Here is a 14,998-nt window from a genome sequence, read left to right on the forward strand (position 1 = left end):
TCTCAGGCCCCCTGGAACTTCGGCGGTCGCTTCTCGATGCGGGCGACCTGGGCTTCGATGACGTCCTGACTGCCCCAGGCCTTGTCGAAGAGCTCCTTGTGCACGGGCCAGGGCTCCTCGATGGAACCGTCGTCGTTGAGGACCCGCTTCGCGTGCTGAATCGCCAGTGGCGCCAGGCCGGCGATCTCGGCCGCCCAGGCCTGCGCGTCGGCGAGCGTGCCTGCGCGGTTGGCCAGGCCGGTCTGCAGCGCCACCTCGGCGGTCAGCTTCTCGGCGGCCAGCAGCATCGCGCGCGCACGGCCGTGACCGACCAGCGACGCCAACCGCCGAATACTCCAGTTATCAAGCGCCAGACCGTATTTCGCCGTCGGAAACTGGAAAAAGGCCTCCGGCGCGACAACCCGCAGATCGCATTGCATGGCCAGCTGCAGCCCGGCGCCGATGGCGGGACCGTTGATGGCGCCGATCACCGGTATCGGCGTGGCGTCCAGGACTTTGTGCAACTCGACGAGCCGGTCGGGATAGTCGGCGGCGAAGGCGTCGCCGCTGAGGTCGGCGCCGGCGCAGAACACGGTGCCCTGGCCGGTCAGGACGATCGCGCGGGTCGCCCCGTCGCCCGCCTTCAGCACGGCCTCCCGCAGCTCCTCGACCAGCTGCGAATTCAGGGCGTTGCGGCGCTCGGGACGCTGCAACTCGATGGTCAGCACGGCTTCGGCCTGGGTAACACCGATCATGGCTGCCACCCTATATAGCCTCGTCTCGTGAGTCGTATTACGGCTGCTCAGCTGCGCGACGCGGTGCTCGACGAGGGCTCCTTCATCCGATGGGACAGCGAGCCGCTCGCCGTGCCGGTCAGCGAGGAATATTCCCGGGAGCTGGCCGACGCGCGGGCAGCCAGCGGCCTCGACGAATCGGTGCTGACCGGCGAGGGCCGGATCGTCGGGCGCCGGGTGGCGGTGGTGGTCTGCGAGTTCGGCTTCCTGGGCGGCTCGATCGGGGTGGCGGCCGCCGAACGGATCACCGCGGCGGTGCAGCGGGCGACCGCCGAACGCCTGCCGCTGCTGGCCTCGCCGAGCTCCGGTGGCACCCGCATGCAGGAGGGCACGGTCGCCTTCCTGCAGATGGTGAAGATCGCCGCCGCCGTCCGGCTGCACACGCAGGCCCACCTGCCCTACCTCGTCTACCTGCGCAACCCGACCACTGGCGGGGTGTTCGCGTCGTGGGGATCGCTGGGCCACGTCACGGTCGCCGAGCCGGGCGCCCTCATCGGCTTCCTCGGGCCGCGGGTGTACCGGCTGCTCTACGGCGAACCCTTCCCCGAAGGCATCCAGACGGCCGAGAACCTGCAGCGCCACGGCGTGCTCGACGACGTCGTTCCGCTCGACGGGCTGCGGCGGATGCTCGACCGCGCGCTGACGGTCATCGCCGACCCGCCCGGGCCCCTGCCCGCGGCGACCCCGCCCGAACCGGTGCCCGACGTCCCGGCGTGGGATTCGGTGGTGGCGTCGCGACGCCCGGACCGGCCCGGTGTCGGGCTGTTGCTGCGCCACGGCACGACCGGCCGGGTGCTGTTGTCGGGGACCGGGCACGGAGATGCGGCGACCACCCTGCTGGCGCTGGCCCGCTTCGCCGGCCAGCCCGCGGTGGTGCTGGGGCAGCAGCGGGTGACGGGTGGGATGGTGGGCCCCGCGTCGCTGCGCGAGGCCCGGCGGGGCATGGCGCTGGCGGCTGAGCTGCGGCTGCCCCTGGTGTTGGTGATCGACACGGCCGGCCCGGCGCTGTCGGCCGAGGCCGAACAGGGCGGGCTGGCCGGCCAGATCGCCCGGTGCCTGGCCGAGCTGGTGACGCTGGACACCCCGACGGTCTCGGTACTGCTCGGACAGGGCAGCGGCGGGCCCGCGCTGGCGATGGTGCCCGCGGACCGGGTGCTGTGCGCGCTGCACGGGTGGCTGGCTCCGCTCCCGCCGGAGGGCGCGAGCGCGATCGTCTTCCGCGACACCGCGCACGCCGCCGAACTCGCTGCGGCGCAGGGCATCCGGTCGGCGGACCTGCTGGCGTCGGGCATCGTCGACGCCATTGTGCCGGAGCATCCCGACGCGGCCGACGAGCCGGTCGAGTTCTGCCAGCGACTCTCGCGCGCCATCGCCGCCGAGGTGCACGGGCTGCGTGCGCTGCCCGCCGACGAGCGCCTGGCCACCCGGTTGCAGCGCTACCGCCGCATCGGCGTGCCGTGACCCGTCGCCGCGTAGAGCGTGACCGCGGTTGGGGTCTCGCGCGTCACCCCTCGGGCAGCCCGAGGTAGCGCTGAATGGTCGGGCCGAGCCAGTCGACGATCTCGTCGCGGGTCATCTCCACGACCGGCGGCAGCCGTAACACGAAGCGGCACAGCGCCATCCCCAGGATCTGCGTGGCGATGAGACCGCCCCGCACACCGACTTCCGCCGCCGGCACGAGTGAGCTCACCAGCGGCCGGATCTGGTTCCCGAAGATCTCGTGCATCCGTTGCGCCGCTTCGCCGTTGGTGGCGCTGGACCGCAGCAGGATCACCAGCGCCTCGTCGCCCTCCCAGCGTTCGAGGAAGTGCCGCACCAGCGACCGCCCGACCTGCGTCGGGTCGGCCGCGGCGAAGTCGGGAAACCGCAGGTCGAACTCGGCCGCCGCGGCGAACAACTTGTCCTTGCTGCCGTAGTACCGCATGACCATCGCCGGGTCGATCCCCGCGTCTGCGGCGATGGCCCGGATCGTCGCGCCCTGGAAGCCGACCGCGCCGAACCGCTCGCGCGCCGCCGCCAGGATCGCCGCCTTGGTTTCGTCGGACGACCGTCTCATGCCAACAATTGTAGGCCAACAACTGTAGGCCAACAACTGTTGACATAGCGCGAGCGGCGCGCCAGCATGGAGTTATGCCAACAAGCGTTGACTAACCCTTAGGGAGAGGAGCCCGCCATGAAAGACACCGACGTCCTGGTGGTCGGCGCAGGTCCTACCGGCCTGACGCTCGCCGCCGCACTGCTCGTCCGCGGGATTCGGGTGACTCTGGTCGACCAGGTGGCTGAAGGCGCGAACACCTCGCGCGCCGCCGCCGTCAACGCCCGCACCCTCGAGGTGCTCGGAGAGCTCGATGTGGCCCGGCGCATGGTCAAGGCGGGCCTGATCGCGCCGCGATTCACCATGCGGGAGGGCCGGCGCATCCTGTTCCCCGTCGACTTCAGCGAGCTCCCGACCGAGCACCCCTACACCCTGATGCTCTCCCAGGCCGACACCGAGCGGCTGCTGCTCGAGCGACTCCACGAGCTGGGCGGTGAGGTCGTGCGGCCCAAGGCGCTGCACCGCGTCACCCAGGACGCCAACGGCGTGACGGCGACGTTCGACGATGGCGACACCGTCAGGGCCCGCTACGCCGTCGGGGCGGACGGCATGCACAGCACGGTTCGGACGGAAGCCGGAATCGGCTTCGCGGGTGGGGAATTCGCCGAGTCGTTCACGCTCGCCGACGTGCGGGTGACCGGCGAGGCGCCCCGCGACGAGGTGATCCTGTTCTACGCCAAAGACGGCCTGACGGTGCTGGCGCCGCTGCCCGGCGACATCTTCCGCGTCGTCGCGCCGACCGCCGACGCGCCGCAGCTGCCGTCGGTGCAATTCGTGCAGGCGCTGCTGGACACCCGGGGCTTCGGGGCGGGGCGGACGGTCGTCACCGAACTGGTGTGGGGGTCGCGGTTCCACATCCATCACCGCGTCGCCGACAGCTACCGGGCGGGCCGCCTGTTACTGGCAGGCGACGCGGCCCATGTGCACAGCCCGGCCGGCGGCCAAGGCATGAACCTCGGGATCACCGACGCGGTGGCGCTGGCCGACGCGCTCACCGAGGTCCTGCACGGCGGCCCGGATGCCGCGCTGGACGCCTACAGCGCCGCGCAGCGCCGACGAGCCGAGCGGGTGCTGAAGCTGACGGGACGGCTGACCCGGGTCGCGACACTGCCACGCCCGTTGCGCCCCCTGCGCAACACGGGAATGCGCCTGGCCGCCGAGGTTCCAGCGGTGCGACGGCAGCTGGCCGTGCGGTTGAGCGGGCTCGCCACGGAGTGATCGAAAGGCCCACGGCGCCAACGCAACCGCCAAGGCGCACCAACGTCCCGGGGCTGGCACCGCGCCCCAACGAAAGCGAATAACAAACCCCCGCAACATGTTTCGGTGCCGACAAGAGGACATCACCGGCCAGTCGCGGCGCGGCGTCGAAAAAGTAACCTTTTGGGCACCGGCGGCCCGGCCACGGCGCCGCCGCGATCGGCAATCAGGCAAAATGGGCGGCATGGACACTGCTGGGACCTCACCCCGCGTCTTGGTCGTCGACGACGACTCCGATGTGCTCGCCTCCCTGGAACGCGGCCTGCGGCTGTCCGGATTCGAGGTGTCGACCGCGGTCGACGGCGCGGAAGCCTTGCGCAGCGCCACCGAGACCCGGCCGGATGCGATCGTGCTCGACATCAACATGCCCGTGCTGGACGGCGTCAGCGTCGTCACGGCGCTGAGGGCCATGGACAACGACGTCCCGGTGTGCGTGCTGTCGGCCCGCAGCTCGGTCGACGACCGAGTGGCCGGGCTGGAGGCCGGCGCCGACGATTACCTGGTCAAGCCGTTTGTGTTGGCCGAGCTGGTCGCGCGGGTGAAGGCGCTGCTGCGCCGCCGCGGCGCGACGGCGACCTCCTCCTCGGAAACCATCACCGTGGGCCCGCTGGAGGTGGACATCCCCGGCCGGCGGGCCCGGGTCAACGGCGTCGACGTCGACCTGACCAAGCGGGAGTTCGACCTGCTGGCGGTGCTGGCCGAGCACAAGACCGCGGTGCTGTCCCGCGCGCAGCTCTTGGAGCTGGTCTGGGGCTACGACTTCGCGGCCGACACCAACGTCGTCGACGTGTTCATCGGGTACCTGCGCCGCAAGCTGGAGGCCAATGGCGGTCCCCGGCTGCTGCACACCGTCCGAGGAGTCGGGTTCGTACTGCGCATGCAGTAGTCAGGTCGAGCGGCCATGAATGTCCTGTCCCGAATTTTGACCCGTACGCCATCGCTACGGGCCCGGGTCGTGGTCGCGACGGTCATCGGCGCCGCGATCCCCGTGCTCATCGTCGGCGTCGTCGTCTGGGTGGGCATCAGCAACGACCGCAAGGAGCGACTGGACCGCCGGCTCGACGAGGTCGCGGGGTTCGCGATCCCATTCCTGCCGCGCGGTCTGGACGAGATTCCGCGCTCCCCCAACGACAGCGACGCCATCATGACGATCCGCCGCGGCGACCTGGTCAAGTCGAACTCCGACGTGACACTGCCCAAGCTGGACGTCGACTACGCAGACGCCTATGTCAAAGGCGTGCGGTACCGCGTGCGGACGGTCGAGATCCCCGCGCCGGAGCCCACGTCGCTGGCCGTCGGCGCGACGTACGACGCGACCCTCGCCGAGACCAACAACCTGCACCGGCGGGTCCTGCTGATCTGCGGCTTCGCCATCGTCGCGGCGGCGGTGTTCGCCTGGCTGCTGGCCGCGTTCGCGGTGCGGCCCTTCAAACAGCTCGCGCAGCAGACCCGGTCGATCGACGCCGGCGACGAGGCGCCCCGCGTGGAGGTGCACGGCGCCACCGAGGCGGTCGAGATCGCCGAAGCCATGCGGGGCATGCTGCAGCGCATCTGGAACGAGCAGAACCGGACCAAGGAGGCGCTCGCGTCGGCCCGCGACTTCGCCGCCGTCTCCTCGCACGAGCTGCGCACACCGTTGACCGCGATGCGCACCAACCTCGAGGTGCTGTCCACCCTGGACATGACCGACGACCAACGCAAAGAGGTGCTGAGCGACGTCATCCGCACCCAGTCGCGGATCGAGGCCACCCTGAGCGCCCTCGAGCGCCTGGCCCAGGGCGAACTGTCGACGTCCGACGACCACGTACCGGTCGACATCACCGAGCTACTCGACCGCGCCGCTCACGACGCGATGCGCATCTACCCCGACCTCGACGTGTCGCTGGTGCCGTCGCCGACGTGCATCATCGTCGGGTTGCCGGCCGGGTTGCGCCTGGCGGTGGACAACGCGATCGCCAACGCCGTCAAGCACGGCGGCGCCACCCGCGTGCAGCTCTCGGCGGTCAGCTCGCGCGCCGGGGTGGAAATCGCCATCGACGACAACGGCAGCGGCGTGCCCGAGGACGAACGCGACGTGGTGTTCGAGCGGTTCTCCCGCGGGTCGACCGCCTCGCATTCGGGGTCGGGGTTGGGGCTGGCGCTGGTGGCCCAACAGGCCCACTTGCATCGCGGGACCGCCGCACTGGAAAGCAGTCCGCTGGGTGGCGCGCGGCTGGTGCTGCGCCTCCCCGGACCGAGCTAGCCGCGGGCGCGGGGCCACGGCGGTCGGGGCTTTGGCCGCCGCCGGGTCGGGCACACTGGAGCCATGGGCAACGGCAAGAAACCGACCGACAGCGACACCCTGGCACATATCCGCGACCTGGTCGCCGAGGAGAAGGCCCTGCGGGCTCAGCTGCAACAGGGCGACATCTCCGAATCGGACGAGCACGATCGCCTGCGCCGGCTGGAGGTCGAGCTCGACCAGTGTTGGGACCTGCTACGGCAACGTCGGGCGTTGCGTGAAACCGGCGGTGACCCGCGCGAGGCAGAGGTGCGCCCGCCCGACGAGGTCGAGGGCTACCTGAGCTGAGCCCTCAATCGGGGGATGTCGACGTCGTCGTCATCGGGGGCGGTCACAACGGCCTGGTCGCGGCGGCTTATCTGGCCCGCGCGGGCCTGCGGGTGCGGTTGCTGGAGCGGCTCGGACACGTCGGCGGAGCGGCAATCTCGGCGCAGGCCTTCGACGGTGTCGGGGTTCGGCTGTCGCGGTACTCCTACCTGGTCAGCTTGTTGCCGCCCCGCATCGTCAAGGACCTGGGCGCCGCCGTGCGGCTGGCCCGGCGGCGGTATTCCTCCTACACGCCCGACCCGGCCACCGAAGGCCGCCGCGGGCTGTTGATCGGGGCGGACGCCGCCACGTTCGCCGCGATCGGCGCCGGCCCCGACGGGCCCGGGTTCGCCGCCTTCTATCAGCGCTGCCGCCTGGTGACCGAGCGGCTCTGGCCGACCGTGCTGGAGCCGTTGCGCACCCGCGAGCAGGCCCGCCGGCACGTCCTGGCAAGCGGTGATCAGCAGGCGGCGGCCGCGTGGCACGCCCTGATCGACGAGCCGATCGGAAACGCCATCACCGCCGCCGTCGGCAACGACGTGGTCCGCGGGGTGATCGCGACCGACGCGCTGATCGGAACGTTCGCTCGCCTCGACGACCCGTCGCTGATCCAGAATGTCTGCTTCCTGTATCACCTGCTCGGCGGTGGGACCGGCGACTGGGATGTTCCCGTCGGCGGGATGGGCGCGCTGACGGAGGCCCTGGCGGCGGCCGCCGTCGGCCACGGTGCCGAAATCCACACCGGCACAGATGTTTACGCTGTCGAACCGGACGGTGTCGTGCGCTATCGCGCCGGCAACGAGGAGCACCTGCTCCGCGCCCGGTTCGTCCTGGCGGGGGTCACACCGTCGGCACTGGCCGGCCTACTGGGCGAACGACCCGCGCCACCCGCTCAGGGCGCGCAGGTCAAAGTGAACATGGTGCTGCGGCGCCTACCCCGGTTGCGCGACGACAGCGTCACCCCCGAACAGGCCTTCGCCGGGACGTTTCACGTCAACGAGAGCTGGACCCAACTGGACGGCGGGTATTCGCACGCGGCCGCCGGACAGATCCCGGATCCGCTGCCGTGCGAGGCGTATTGCCATTCGCTGACCGACCCGAGCATCCTGTCGGGCGACCTACGCGAGTCGGGCGCCCACACGATGACCGTGTTCGGCCTGCAGACCCCCCACTCGCTGTTCGACGGCACCTACTCCGGCGCCCTGCGCGACCGGCTAACCGAGTCGGTGTTGGCGTCGCTGAATTCCGTTCTGGCCGAACCGATTCAGGACGTGTTGATGAGCGATGCAAACGGCCGGACGTGCATCGAGACCACCACCACCCTGGACTTGCACCGCACCCTGAAGATGACGGCGGGCAACATCTTCCACGGCGGCCTGGCGTGGCCCTTCGCCGAGGACGACGACCCGCTGGACACCCCGGCGCGGCAATGGGGGGTGGCCACCGCGCACGAGCGGATCATGCTGTGCGGCTCGGGCGCCCGCCGCGGCGGCGGGGTCTCCGGCATCGGCGGGCACAACGCCGCCATGGCGGTGCTGGCCTCGCTGGGTTAGCGCAACGGTGGCGACCCGCTTCGCCCGGCTACGCCGCGCTCGCGATCGCCACTAACGCGCGTCGATGGTCGTGTAGTCGCGCTCGGTGTAGCCGGTGTAAATCTGGCGCGGACGCCCGATCTTGCTGTCACCCTCGTCGTGCATCTCCCGCCAGTGCGCGATCCAGCCGGGCAGCCGGCCCAACGCGAACAGCACGGTGAACATCCGGACCGGGAAGCCGAGGGCCCGGTAGATCAACCCGGTGTAGAAGTCCACGTTCGGGTACAGCTTGCGCTCGATGAAGTAGTCGTCGGTCAGCGCCGCCTCTTCCAGTTCCTTGGCGATGTCCAGCAGCGGGTCGCCGCCGAGCTTGGCCAGGATCTTGTCGGCCTGTTCCTTGACGATGCGGGCGCGCGGGTCGTAGTTCTTGTAGACCCGGTGGCCGAAGCCCATCAGCTTGACGCCCTCTTCGCGGTTCTTCACCTTGCGGACGAACTCGCTGACGTCATCGCCACTTTCGCGGATCTGCTCGAGCATCTCGAGCACCGCCTGGTTTGCGCCGCCGTGCAGCGGTCCCCACAACGCGTTGATGCCACCGGAGATCGAGGTGAACAGGTTGGCGCGCGACGACCCCACCAGCCGGACCGTCGACGTCGAGCAGTTCTGCTCGTGGTCGGCGTGCAGGATGAGCAGCATGTCCAGCGCCCGCACCACCTCGGGGTCGGCCTGGTAGGGCTCTGCGGGCAGCCCGAAGGTCATCCGGAGGAAGTTCTCCACCAACGACATCGAGTTGTCCGGGTAGAGGAACGGCTGGCCGACGGACTTCTTGTAGGCGTACGCGGCGATGGTGGGCAGTTTTGCGAGCAAGCGGATGGTCGACAGCTCGACCTGCGCGTTGTCCATCGGGTCGAGCGCGTCCGGATAGTAGGCGCTCAACGCGTTCACCACGCTGGACAGCACCGGCATCGGGTGTGCATTGCGCGGGAAGCCGTCGAAGAAGCGCTTCAGGTCCTCGTGCAGCATGGTGTGCAGCTGGATCCGCTTGGTGAACTCCGCGAGCTGGTCGGAGTCCGGCAGCTCACCGTAGATCAGCAGGTAGCTCACCTCGATGAAGGTTGACTTCTCGGCGAGCTGCTCGATCGGGTAGCCGCGGTAACGCAGAATGCCGGCGTCGCCGTCGATGTAGGTGATGGCGCTCTTGCAGGCGGCCGTGTTGACGAAGCCGTTGTCGAAGGTGGTGTGCCCCGTTTTGGACAACAGGGAACCGAGAGCAATCCCGTCAGCACCCTCGGTGGCGCGGACGATCTCTAGGTCGATCTCGCCCCCCGGGTACTTCAGAGTTGCGGTGTCGTCGGTGTCGGCCACGAGAACCCCTTTGCGCTCTGGCTGGTATGGCTGCCCTGACTAGGTGCTTATAGGTGAAGGTAGTCGTTGTCGCGTTCGCGTGCCTGCCCGGGGTCGGCTCCGTCGCGTCGCGGCGACCCCCGGGGCGGCCTAGGGCTGGAGGCGTTCGATCCGCCCGCCGGTGACCCGGATCCGGTTATGCAAGCGGTTCTCCCGGCCCTGCCAGAATTCGACGGACTCCGGGGCAAGGAGATAGCCACCCCAACCCGGTGGCACCGGCACGCGCTCGCGGTCGGCGAAGCGGGCGGTCACCTCTGCGAGCTGGTCGAGCAACGCCGCGCGCGACGCGATCGGACGGGATTGGTGCGACGCCCAGGCGCCCAGTTGAGAGCCGCGCGGCCGCTTGGACCAGTAGTCCTCGGTGGCCTCGGGCGTGACCTTGCTCACCGGACCGCGCAGGTGAACCTGCCGGCCCAGCTGATACCAGGGGAACGTCACCGATGCGTACGGCGTCGCCGCCAGGTCAACACCCTTGGCCGAGTCATAGTTGGTGAAAAATGTGATCCCGGACTCGTCCACGCTCTTGCACAAGACCGTCCGGCTGGTCGGCCTGCCGTCGGCGACGGTGGCCAGCACCATGGCGTTGGGCTCGGCGATTCCGGACCGTTCGGCGTCGTCGATCCATTTGCGCAACAAGGCAACCCAACCGTCGTCGAGCCAGTCGGTGTCGAGATCGGGGCTGCCGTCCTTTTCGACGGATCCGTATTCCACGCGCATGCGCTGCAGGCGTTCGGAGTCTGGTCCTGCCACCTCGCCAACGCTACCGGGGCTTGCTACCGGCCGGTAGCGTCGACCCGAAGGCGGGGTGCGAGAATTTTCCTATGCCTGTGGTCCCCGAAGACTTCGTCCCCGGCCTCGAAGGCGTCGTCGCCTTCACCACCGAGATCGCCGAACCGGATAAAGACGGCGGCGCGCTGCGCTACCGCGGCGTCGACATCCAAGACCTGGTGGATCAGCAGGTCACCTTCGGTGACGTCTGGGGTCTGCTGGTTGACGGCAAATTCGGCCACGGCCTGCCGCCCGCCGAGCCGTTCCCGCTGCCCATCCACACCGGCGACGTGCGCGTCGACGTCCAGGCGGGCCTGGCGATGCTGGCGCCGATCTGGGGTTACCGGCCCCTGCTCGACACCGACGACGCCACCGCCCGCGACCAGCTCGCCCGGGCCTCGGTGATGGCCCTGTCCTATGTGGCGCAGTCCGCCCGCGGCATCTACCAGCCCGCTGTCCCGCAGCGGGTGATCGACGAATGCGACACCGTCACAGCTCGTTTCATGACCCGCTGGCAGGGCGAGCCGGACCCGAGGCACGTCGAGGCGATCGACGCCTACTGGGTCTCGGCCGCCGAGCACGGGATGAACGCCTCGACGTTCACCGCGCGGGTGATCGCCTCGACCGGCGCCGACGTAGCCGCTGCGTTGTCCGGGGCGATCGGTGCGATGAGCGGGCCGCTGCACGGCGGAGCGCCTGCGCGGGTCCTGCCGATGATCGAAGAGGTCGAGCGCACCGGAGACGCCCGCGGTCTGGTCAAGAAGATCCTGGACAGCGGCGACAAGCTGATGGGCTTCGGGCACCGTGTCTACCGCGCCGAGGACCCGCGGGCGCGCGTGCTGCGCGCGACCGCCGAGCGGCTGGGCGCGCCGCGCCACGAGGTCGCGGTCGCGCTGGAGCAGGCCGCCCTGGCCGAGCTGCGCGAGCGCCGCCCGGACCGGGCCATCGAGACCAACGTCGAGTTCTGGGCGGCGGTGATCCTGGACTTCGCCCAGGTGCCGGCCAACATGATGCCGGCGATGTTCACCTGCGGGCGCACCGCGGGCTGGTGCGCGCACATCCTCGAGCAGAAGCGGCTCGGCAAGCTGGTGCGTCCGTCGGCGATCTATGTGGGACCGGCCCCGCGCAGCCCGGAGTCCGTGGAAGGTTGGGACCGCAGCCTCACCCACGCCTGAGACGGGCCCAGTTGTCGGTGCCCGGCGATTAAATGATGTCGCCGCGATGAGTTTGTGTCGCGGGGGAAGTCATAACTCGCGAGCCTGCCCGCCCCGGGCGGGCCTGGGATACCGACACCAAGGAGAGTCACCATGGCGATCACCGTCGAACCGGCCCTGTCCCCGCACCTTGTGGTGGATGACGCCGCCGCAGCGATCGACTTCTACGTCAAGGCGTTTGGCGCCGAAGAGCTGGGCCGCGTGCCGCGCCCGGACGGAAAGCTCGTGCACGCCGCCGTGCGCATCAACGGCTTTCTGGTCATGCTCAACGACGATTTCCCCGAGATGTGCGGCGGCAAGTCGATGACACCGACGTCACTCGGCGGCACCCCGGTGACGATTCACCTGACCGTCACCGACGTCGACGCCAAGTTCCAGCGCGCGCTGGACGCGGGCGCCACCGTGGTCGCCCCGTTGGACGATCAGTTCTGGGGCGACCGCTACGGCGTGGTCGCCGACCCGTTCGGCCACCACTGGTCGATGGGCCAGCCGGTGCGCGAGGTCGGCTACGACGAGATCCAGGCCGCGATGGCAGGGCAGGGCGCAAGCTAGCCGAGCAGCCGGTCCAGCAGGCCGCGCCGCGCCGGCGGTGCCGGCTCGGCCGCGGCGGCTGCGGCTGCGGCCAGCATGTCGGCGACCCGGGTGAATTTGCTCCTTGGCCGGCCGTCGGCGCCGCCGCGCGCGAGTTCGGCGGCGTCGATGGCCTGCCAGCCGCGGGCATCGACGGCGTCGGGTTGCCGGGCCCGTACGAGCTCGGCCAGCGCGTCCGGTTCGGCCACCGGGTCGCTCAGCTCGCCGGCGTTGAAATCCGCTACCAGGGCGTGCACGGTCTGCAACGAGCACGACTTGTTGGTGCCGATGAACCCGCTCGGCCCCCGCTTGATCCAGCCCGCGACGTACGCACCTCGCACCGGGACCCCGGAGTCGGGATCGACGACGCGGCCACCGTCGTTGGGGGCGACGGCCGCCGACTCGTCGAACGGAAGGTCGCGAATCGGCTTGCCGCGGTATCCGATTGACGTCAGCACCAGGCCCGCACCCAGTTCATACAGCTCGTCGGTGCCGGTGCGGGTGAACTCCACGCCGGTGGCGCGGTGCGCGCCCAGCACACGGTTCGGGGTGAGCTGATACGCCAGCCGGATTCGCGGTCGCCCACCGTGTCCGGCCGGGGCCGAGTCGTCACCGAGTGTGCTCAGGATTTCCAGCTTGCGCTTGGTGAGGCTGTCCGTGACCGTCGCGAGATCAGCCGCCACCAGTTCGTGGTCGGCCGCGCTGAGCACGACGTCGGACGAGCCCGTGAGTCCGATCAGTTCGGGCAGCGTGAATGCGGACTGGGCGGGGCCGCGCCGCGCGGCGACCACCACTTCGCGGACCGCGGAAGCACGAATAGCCGCCAGGGCACGATCGGAGATATCGGTGCGGGCCAGGTCGTCAGGATTCGCCGTGAGCACGCGGGCGACATCCAGGGCGACGTTTCCGTTGCCGATGATCACCACCCGGTCATGGCCGAGATCGACTGGAAGATCGGCGAAGTCGGGATGGCCGTTGATCCACGCGACCAGTTCGGTCGCGGTTCCGGTGCCAGGAAGGCCCATTCCCCCGATCTCGAGGCGACGGTCATCGGGGGCGCCGACGGCGTACACCACGGCGTGGTGGTGGGCCAGCAGATCGGCGTGACTGAGGTGCCTGCCGACCTCGACGTTGAGATAGAAGCGGAAGCGGCGATCACCCGCGACCCGATCGAACAGCCGGGTGACCCGCTTGGTGTTCTGGTGATCCGGAGCCACCCCGGCGCGCACCAGCCCATAGGGAGTAGGCAGCTTCTCAAAGACGTTGACCCGCACCCGCTCCTGCGTGAGCAGCTCGTCGGCGGCATACATCGCCGCCGGCCCGGATCCCACGATGGCCACGGTCAGCGGCCGACGGCCCGCCCCCACCTGCGCGGCCGGAATCACCGGGGCCAGCTTCGACGTCGGGGGCAACTTCTCACCCGGCGGCCGCGGCGGGTAGAAGGACGCGTTGATCTCGACGAACGGCAGCTGCCTGGCGTCCAACCGGGTGTCCGGCGCGATCGCGCCGACGGGGCAGGCGCTCACGCACGCGCCGCAGTCCACGCAGGCCACCGGATCGATATAGAGCATTTCCGTGGTGGCGAAGCCGGGCTCGTCGGGCGTGGGGTGAATGCAATTCACCGGGCACGCGAAAACGCAGGACCCGTCGTTACAGCACGACTGGGTAATAACGTGCGGCATAGGCGTTTACCCGTGCGGTCCTAGGCGGCCGGCGCCGCGGCCAGGTGCTGGCGCTGCGGCTCGCTGCGGTAGCGCGAGGGCTTGCCGTCGATTTTGCAGAGCCGCCACATGAGTCGCGCCGAGCGCGTCTCCATCAGGCCGGTGTCGTGGGCCAGCATCCGGACGTCGCCGAACATGTCGCTGAGCCACTTTCGCGATTCCGGCGACCGGAAGAACAGCTCCTTGCGCACCTCGCGCGGAATGTCGAACTCCTGCCAGAACGCCTTGGGCGGTACCACGATGGCCCGGCACAGAATCTTCATCGTCAACGGCAGGTACAGCGCGGTCCAGAACCGTTGCCGCTTGGTCAGCTGCGGCACCCGCCTGCGCAGGAACTCGTGCGCGAACGAGATGTGACGCGCCTCCTCGGCCACGTGAATGGCCATCACCCGCTCCATGATCGGGTGCAGTGACTTCCCTTCGCGGAGAACGTTTTTCTGCGTGTGGTCGATCGGCTCCTCGCCGGCCAGCACCCCGATGAAGAACGCCACCGGCAAGGGCCCGGCCACCAGCGGAACCAGCGGCGAGAGCCACTTGAGCATCCGCGGCATGCCGGGGACGTCCGCGCCGACGCGGTTCACCATCTCCTGGAACATCATGGTGTGGTTGCACTCTTCGACCGATTCGTGCAGGCAGTACCGGTATTCCGGGGAGCCGTTCGGCACCCAGAACGTGTAGTTCATCAGGCCGCGGATCAGGATCGACTCGAAGTGCAGCCCGACCTTGGCGACGTTGGCCTGACGCCACATCCCGATCTTGATCTTGCGTTCGTCGGGCTGCGCCAGATACCAGGGATGACGCCCCAAGGGGTCGGTCCCCGGCAGAATCCACCGCGGATCGTTCTGTGTGACAGCGAATTCCGGTGCATCCCAGTCGATGTCGGTGTACGGGTTGAAGTTTCGCCGCACCGACCCCTCGGACAGTGTGGCAAGCGTGTTGACGTACTCGGTGTCGTCGCGCACTTCCATCTTGCGGCGCCAGCGCCGAACCATGCGTGTCCTGGCCATATCCAAGCCTCCCCAGCGAGGTTTACATTTGGACGTGCTATGTCCAGACAGTACCGCAGGTACCGGATAT

The 14,998-nt window shown here is 69.5% G+C and carries 14 protein-coding genes; 8 read left to right on the top strand and 6 right to left on the bottom strand.

The features are described from left to right. Positions 1 to 2 precede the first annotated feature (2 nt). The gene (locus G6N51_RS14625; RefSeq protein WP_083167422.1) at positions 3 to 734 is read right to left on the bottom strand and encodes an enoyl-CoA hydratase; all 732 of its coding nucleotides are present in this window, start codon (positions 732 to 734) and stop codon (positions 3 to 5) included. A 27-nt stretch (positions 735 to 761) separates the two neighbouring features. Between G6N51_RS14625 and G6N51_RS14630 the strand changes: the two genes are divergently transcribed. Beyond that, on the top strand, positions 762 to 2,234 hold the full coding sequence (locus G6N51_RS14630; protein ID WP_083167426.1) for an acetyl-coenzyme A carboxylase carboxyl transferase subunits beta/alpha: 1,473 nt from the start codon (positions 762 to 764) through the stop codon (positions 2,232 to 2,234). A 43-nt stretch (positions 2,235 to 2,277) separates the two neighbouring features. Here G6N51_RS14630 and G6N51_RS14635 read toward each other — a convergent pair whose 3' ends face one another. Further along, on the bottom strand, positions 2,278 to 2,829 hold the full coding sequence (locus G6N51_RS14635) for a TetR/AcrR family transcriptional regulator (RefSeq protein ID WP_083167430.1): 552 nt from the start codon (positions 2,827 to 2,829) through the stop codon (positions 2,278 to 2,280). Positions 2,830 to 2,946: 117 nt separating this feature from the next. On the opposite strand from G6N51_RS14635, the gene G6N51_RS14640 reads away from it, so the two are divergent. From G6N51_RS14640 to G6N51_RS14660, 5 genes are all read left to right on the top strand, one after another. Next, positions 2,947 to 4,086, top strand: a complete 1,140-nt coding sequence (locus tag G6N51_RS14640) for an FAD-dependent oxidoreductase (protein ID WP_083167435.1) — start codon at positions 2,947 to 2,949, stop codon at positions 4,084 to 4,086. A 214-nt stretch (positions 4,087 to 4,300) separates the two neighbouring features. After that, on the top strand, positions 4,301 to 5,011 hold the full coding sequence (prrA, locus tag G6N51_RS14645; protein ID WP_090418020.1) for a two-component system response regulator PrrA: 711 nt from the start codon (positions 4,301 to 4,303) through the stop codon (positions 5,009 to 5,011). A 15-nt stretch (positions 5,012 to 5,026) separates the two neighbouring features. After that, entirely contained in the window at positions 5,027 to 6,367 is a 1,341-nt protein-coding gene (locus G6N51_RS14650; RefSeq protein WP_083167445.1) for a HAMP domain-containing sensor histidine kinase, read from the top strand. Between the two features lie 63 nt (positions 6,368 to 6,430). After that, positions 6,431 to 6,694, top strand: coding sequence for a DUF2630 family protein (locus G6N51_RS14655; protein ID WP_083167449.1), 264 nt, complete (start codon positions 6,431 to 6,433; stop codon positions 6,692 to 6,694). Further along, complete coding sequence (locus G6N51_RS14660; RefSeq protein WP_083167454.1) at positions 6,691 to 8,265, top strand: phytoene desaturase family protein; 1,575 nt, start codon at positions 6,691 to 6,693, stop codon at positions 8,263 to 8,265. The genes G6N51_RS14655 and G6N51_RS14660 overlap by 4 nt, the downstream gene beginning before the upstream one ends. 51 nt (positions 8,266 to 8,316) lie before the next feature. Here G6N51_RS14660 and G6N51_RS14665 read toward each other — a convergent pair whose 3' ends face one another. Both G6N51_RS14665 and pdxH read right to left on the bottom strand, forming a co-directional pair. After that, positions 8,317 to 9,609 (bottom strand): citrate synthase, encoded by a 1,293-nt coding sequence (locus tag G6N51_RS14665; protein ID WP_083167458.1) that lies wholly within the window; start codon positions 9,607 to 9,609, stop codon positions 8,317 to 8,319. Positions 9,610 to 9,738: 129 nt separating this feature from the next. Beyond that, on the bottom strand, positions 9,739 to 10,365 hold the full coding sequence (gene pdxH / locus G6N51_RS14670) for a pyridoxamine 5'-phosphate oxidase (RefSeq protein WP_083167462.1): 627 nt from the start codon (positions 10,363 to 10,365) through the stop codon (positions 9,739 to 9,741). A gap of 104 nt (positions 10,366 to 10,469) precedes the next feature. Here pdxH and G6N51_RS14675 point away from each other — a divergent pair, with 104 nt between their 5' ends. After that, the gene (locus G6N51_RS14675; protein ID WP_083167467.1) at positions 10,470 to 11,591 is read left to right on the top strand and encodes a citrate synthase 2; all 1,122 of its coding nucleotides are present in this window, start codon (positions 10,470 to 10,472) and stop codon (positions 11,589 to 11,591) included. A 132-nt stretch (positions 11,592 to 11,723) separates the two neighbouring features. Continuing rightward, positions 11,724 to 12,182: a VOC family protein gene (locus G6N51_RS14680; protein ID WP_083167472.1), complete on the top strand. Its 459-nt coding sequence runs from the start codon at positions 11,724 to 11,726 to the stop codon at positions 12,180 to 12,182. On the opposite strand, the gene G6N51_RS14685 is transcribed toward G6N51_RS14680, so the two are convergent. After that, positions 12,179 to 13,882 carry a 4Fe-4S binding protein gene (locus tag G6N51_RS14685; RefSeq protein ID WP_083167476.1) on the bottom strand — a complete coding sequence of 568 codons (1,704 nt, stop codon included), beginning with the start codon at positions 13,880 to 13,882 and terminating at the stop codon, positions 12,179 to 12,181. The genes G6N51_RS14680 and G6N51_RS14685 overlap by 4 nt on opposite strands. A gap of 20 nt (positions 13,883 to 13,902) precedes the next feature. Then, positions 13,903 to 14,928 carry an AurF N-oxygenase family protein gene (locus tag G6N51_RS14690; RefSeq protein WP_083167481.1) on the bottom strand — a complete coding sequence of 342 codons (1,026 nt, stop codon included), beginning with the start codon at positions 14,926 to 14,928 and terminating at the stop codon, positions 13,903 to 13,905. Positions 14,929 to 14,998: the final 70 nt, after the last annotated feature.

The sequence above is a fragment of the Mycobacterium paraseoulense genome (assembly GCF_010731655.1).
GTDB lineage: Bacteria > Actinomycetota > Actinomycetes > Mycobacteriales > Mycobacteriaceae > Mycobacterium > Mycobacterium paraseoulense.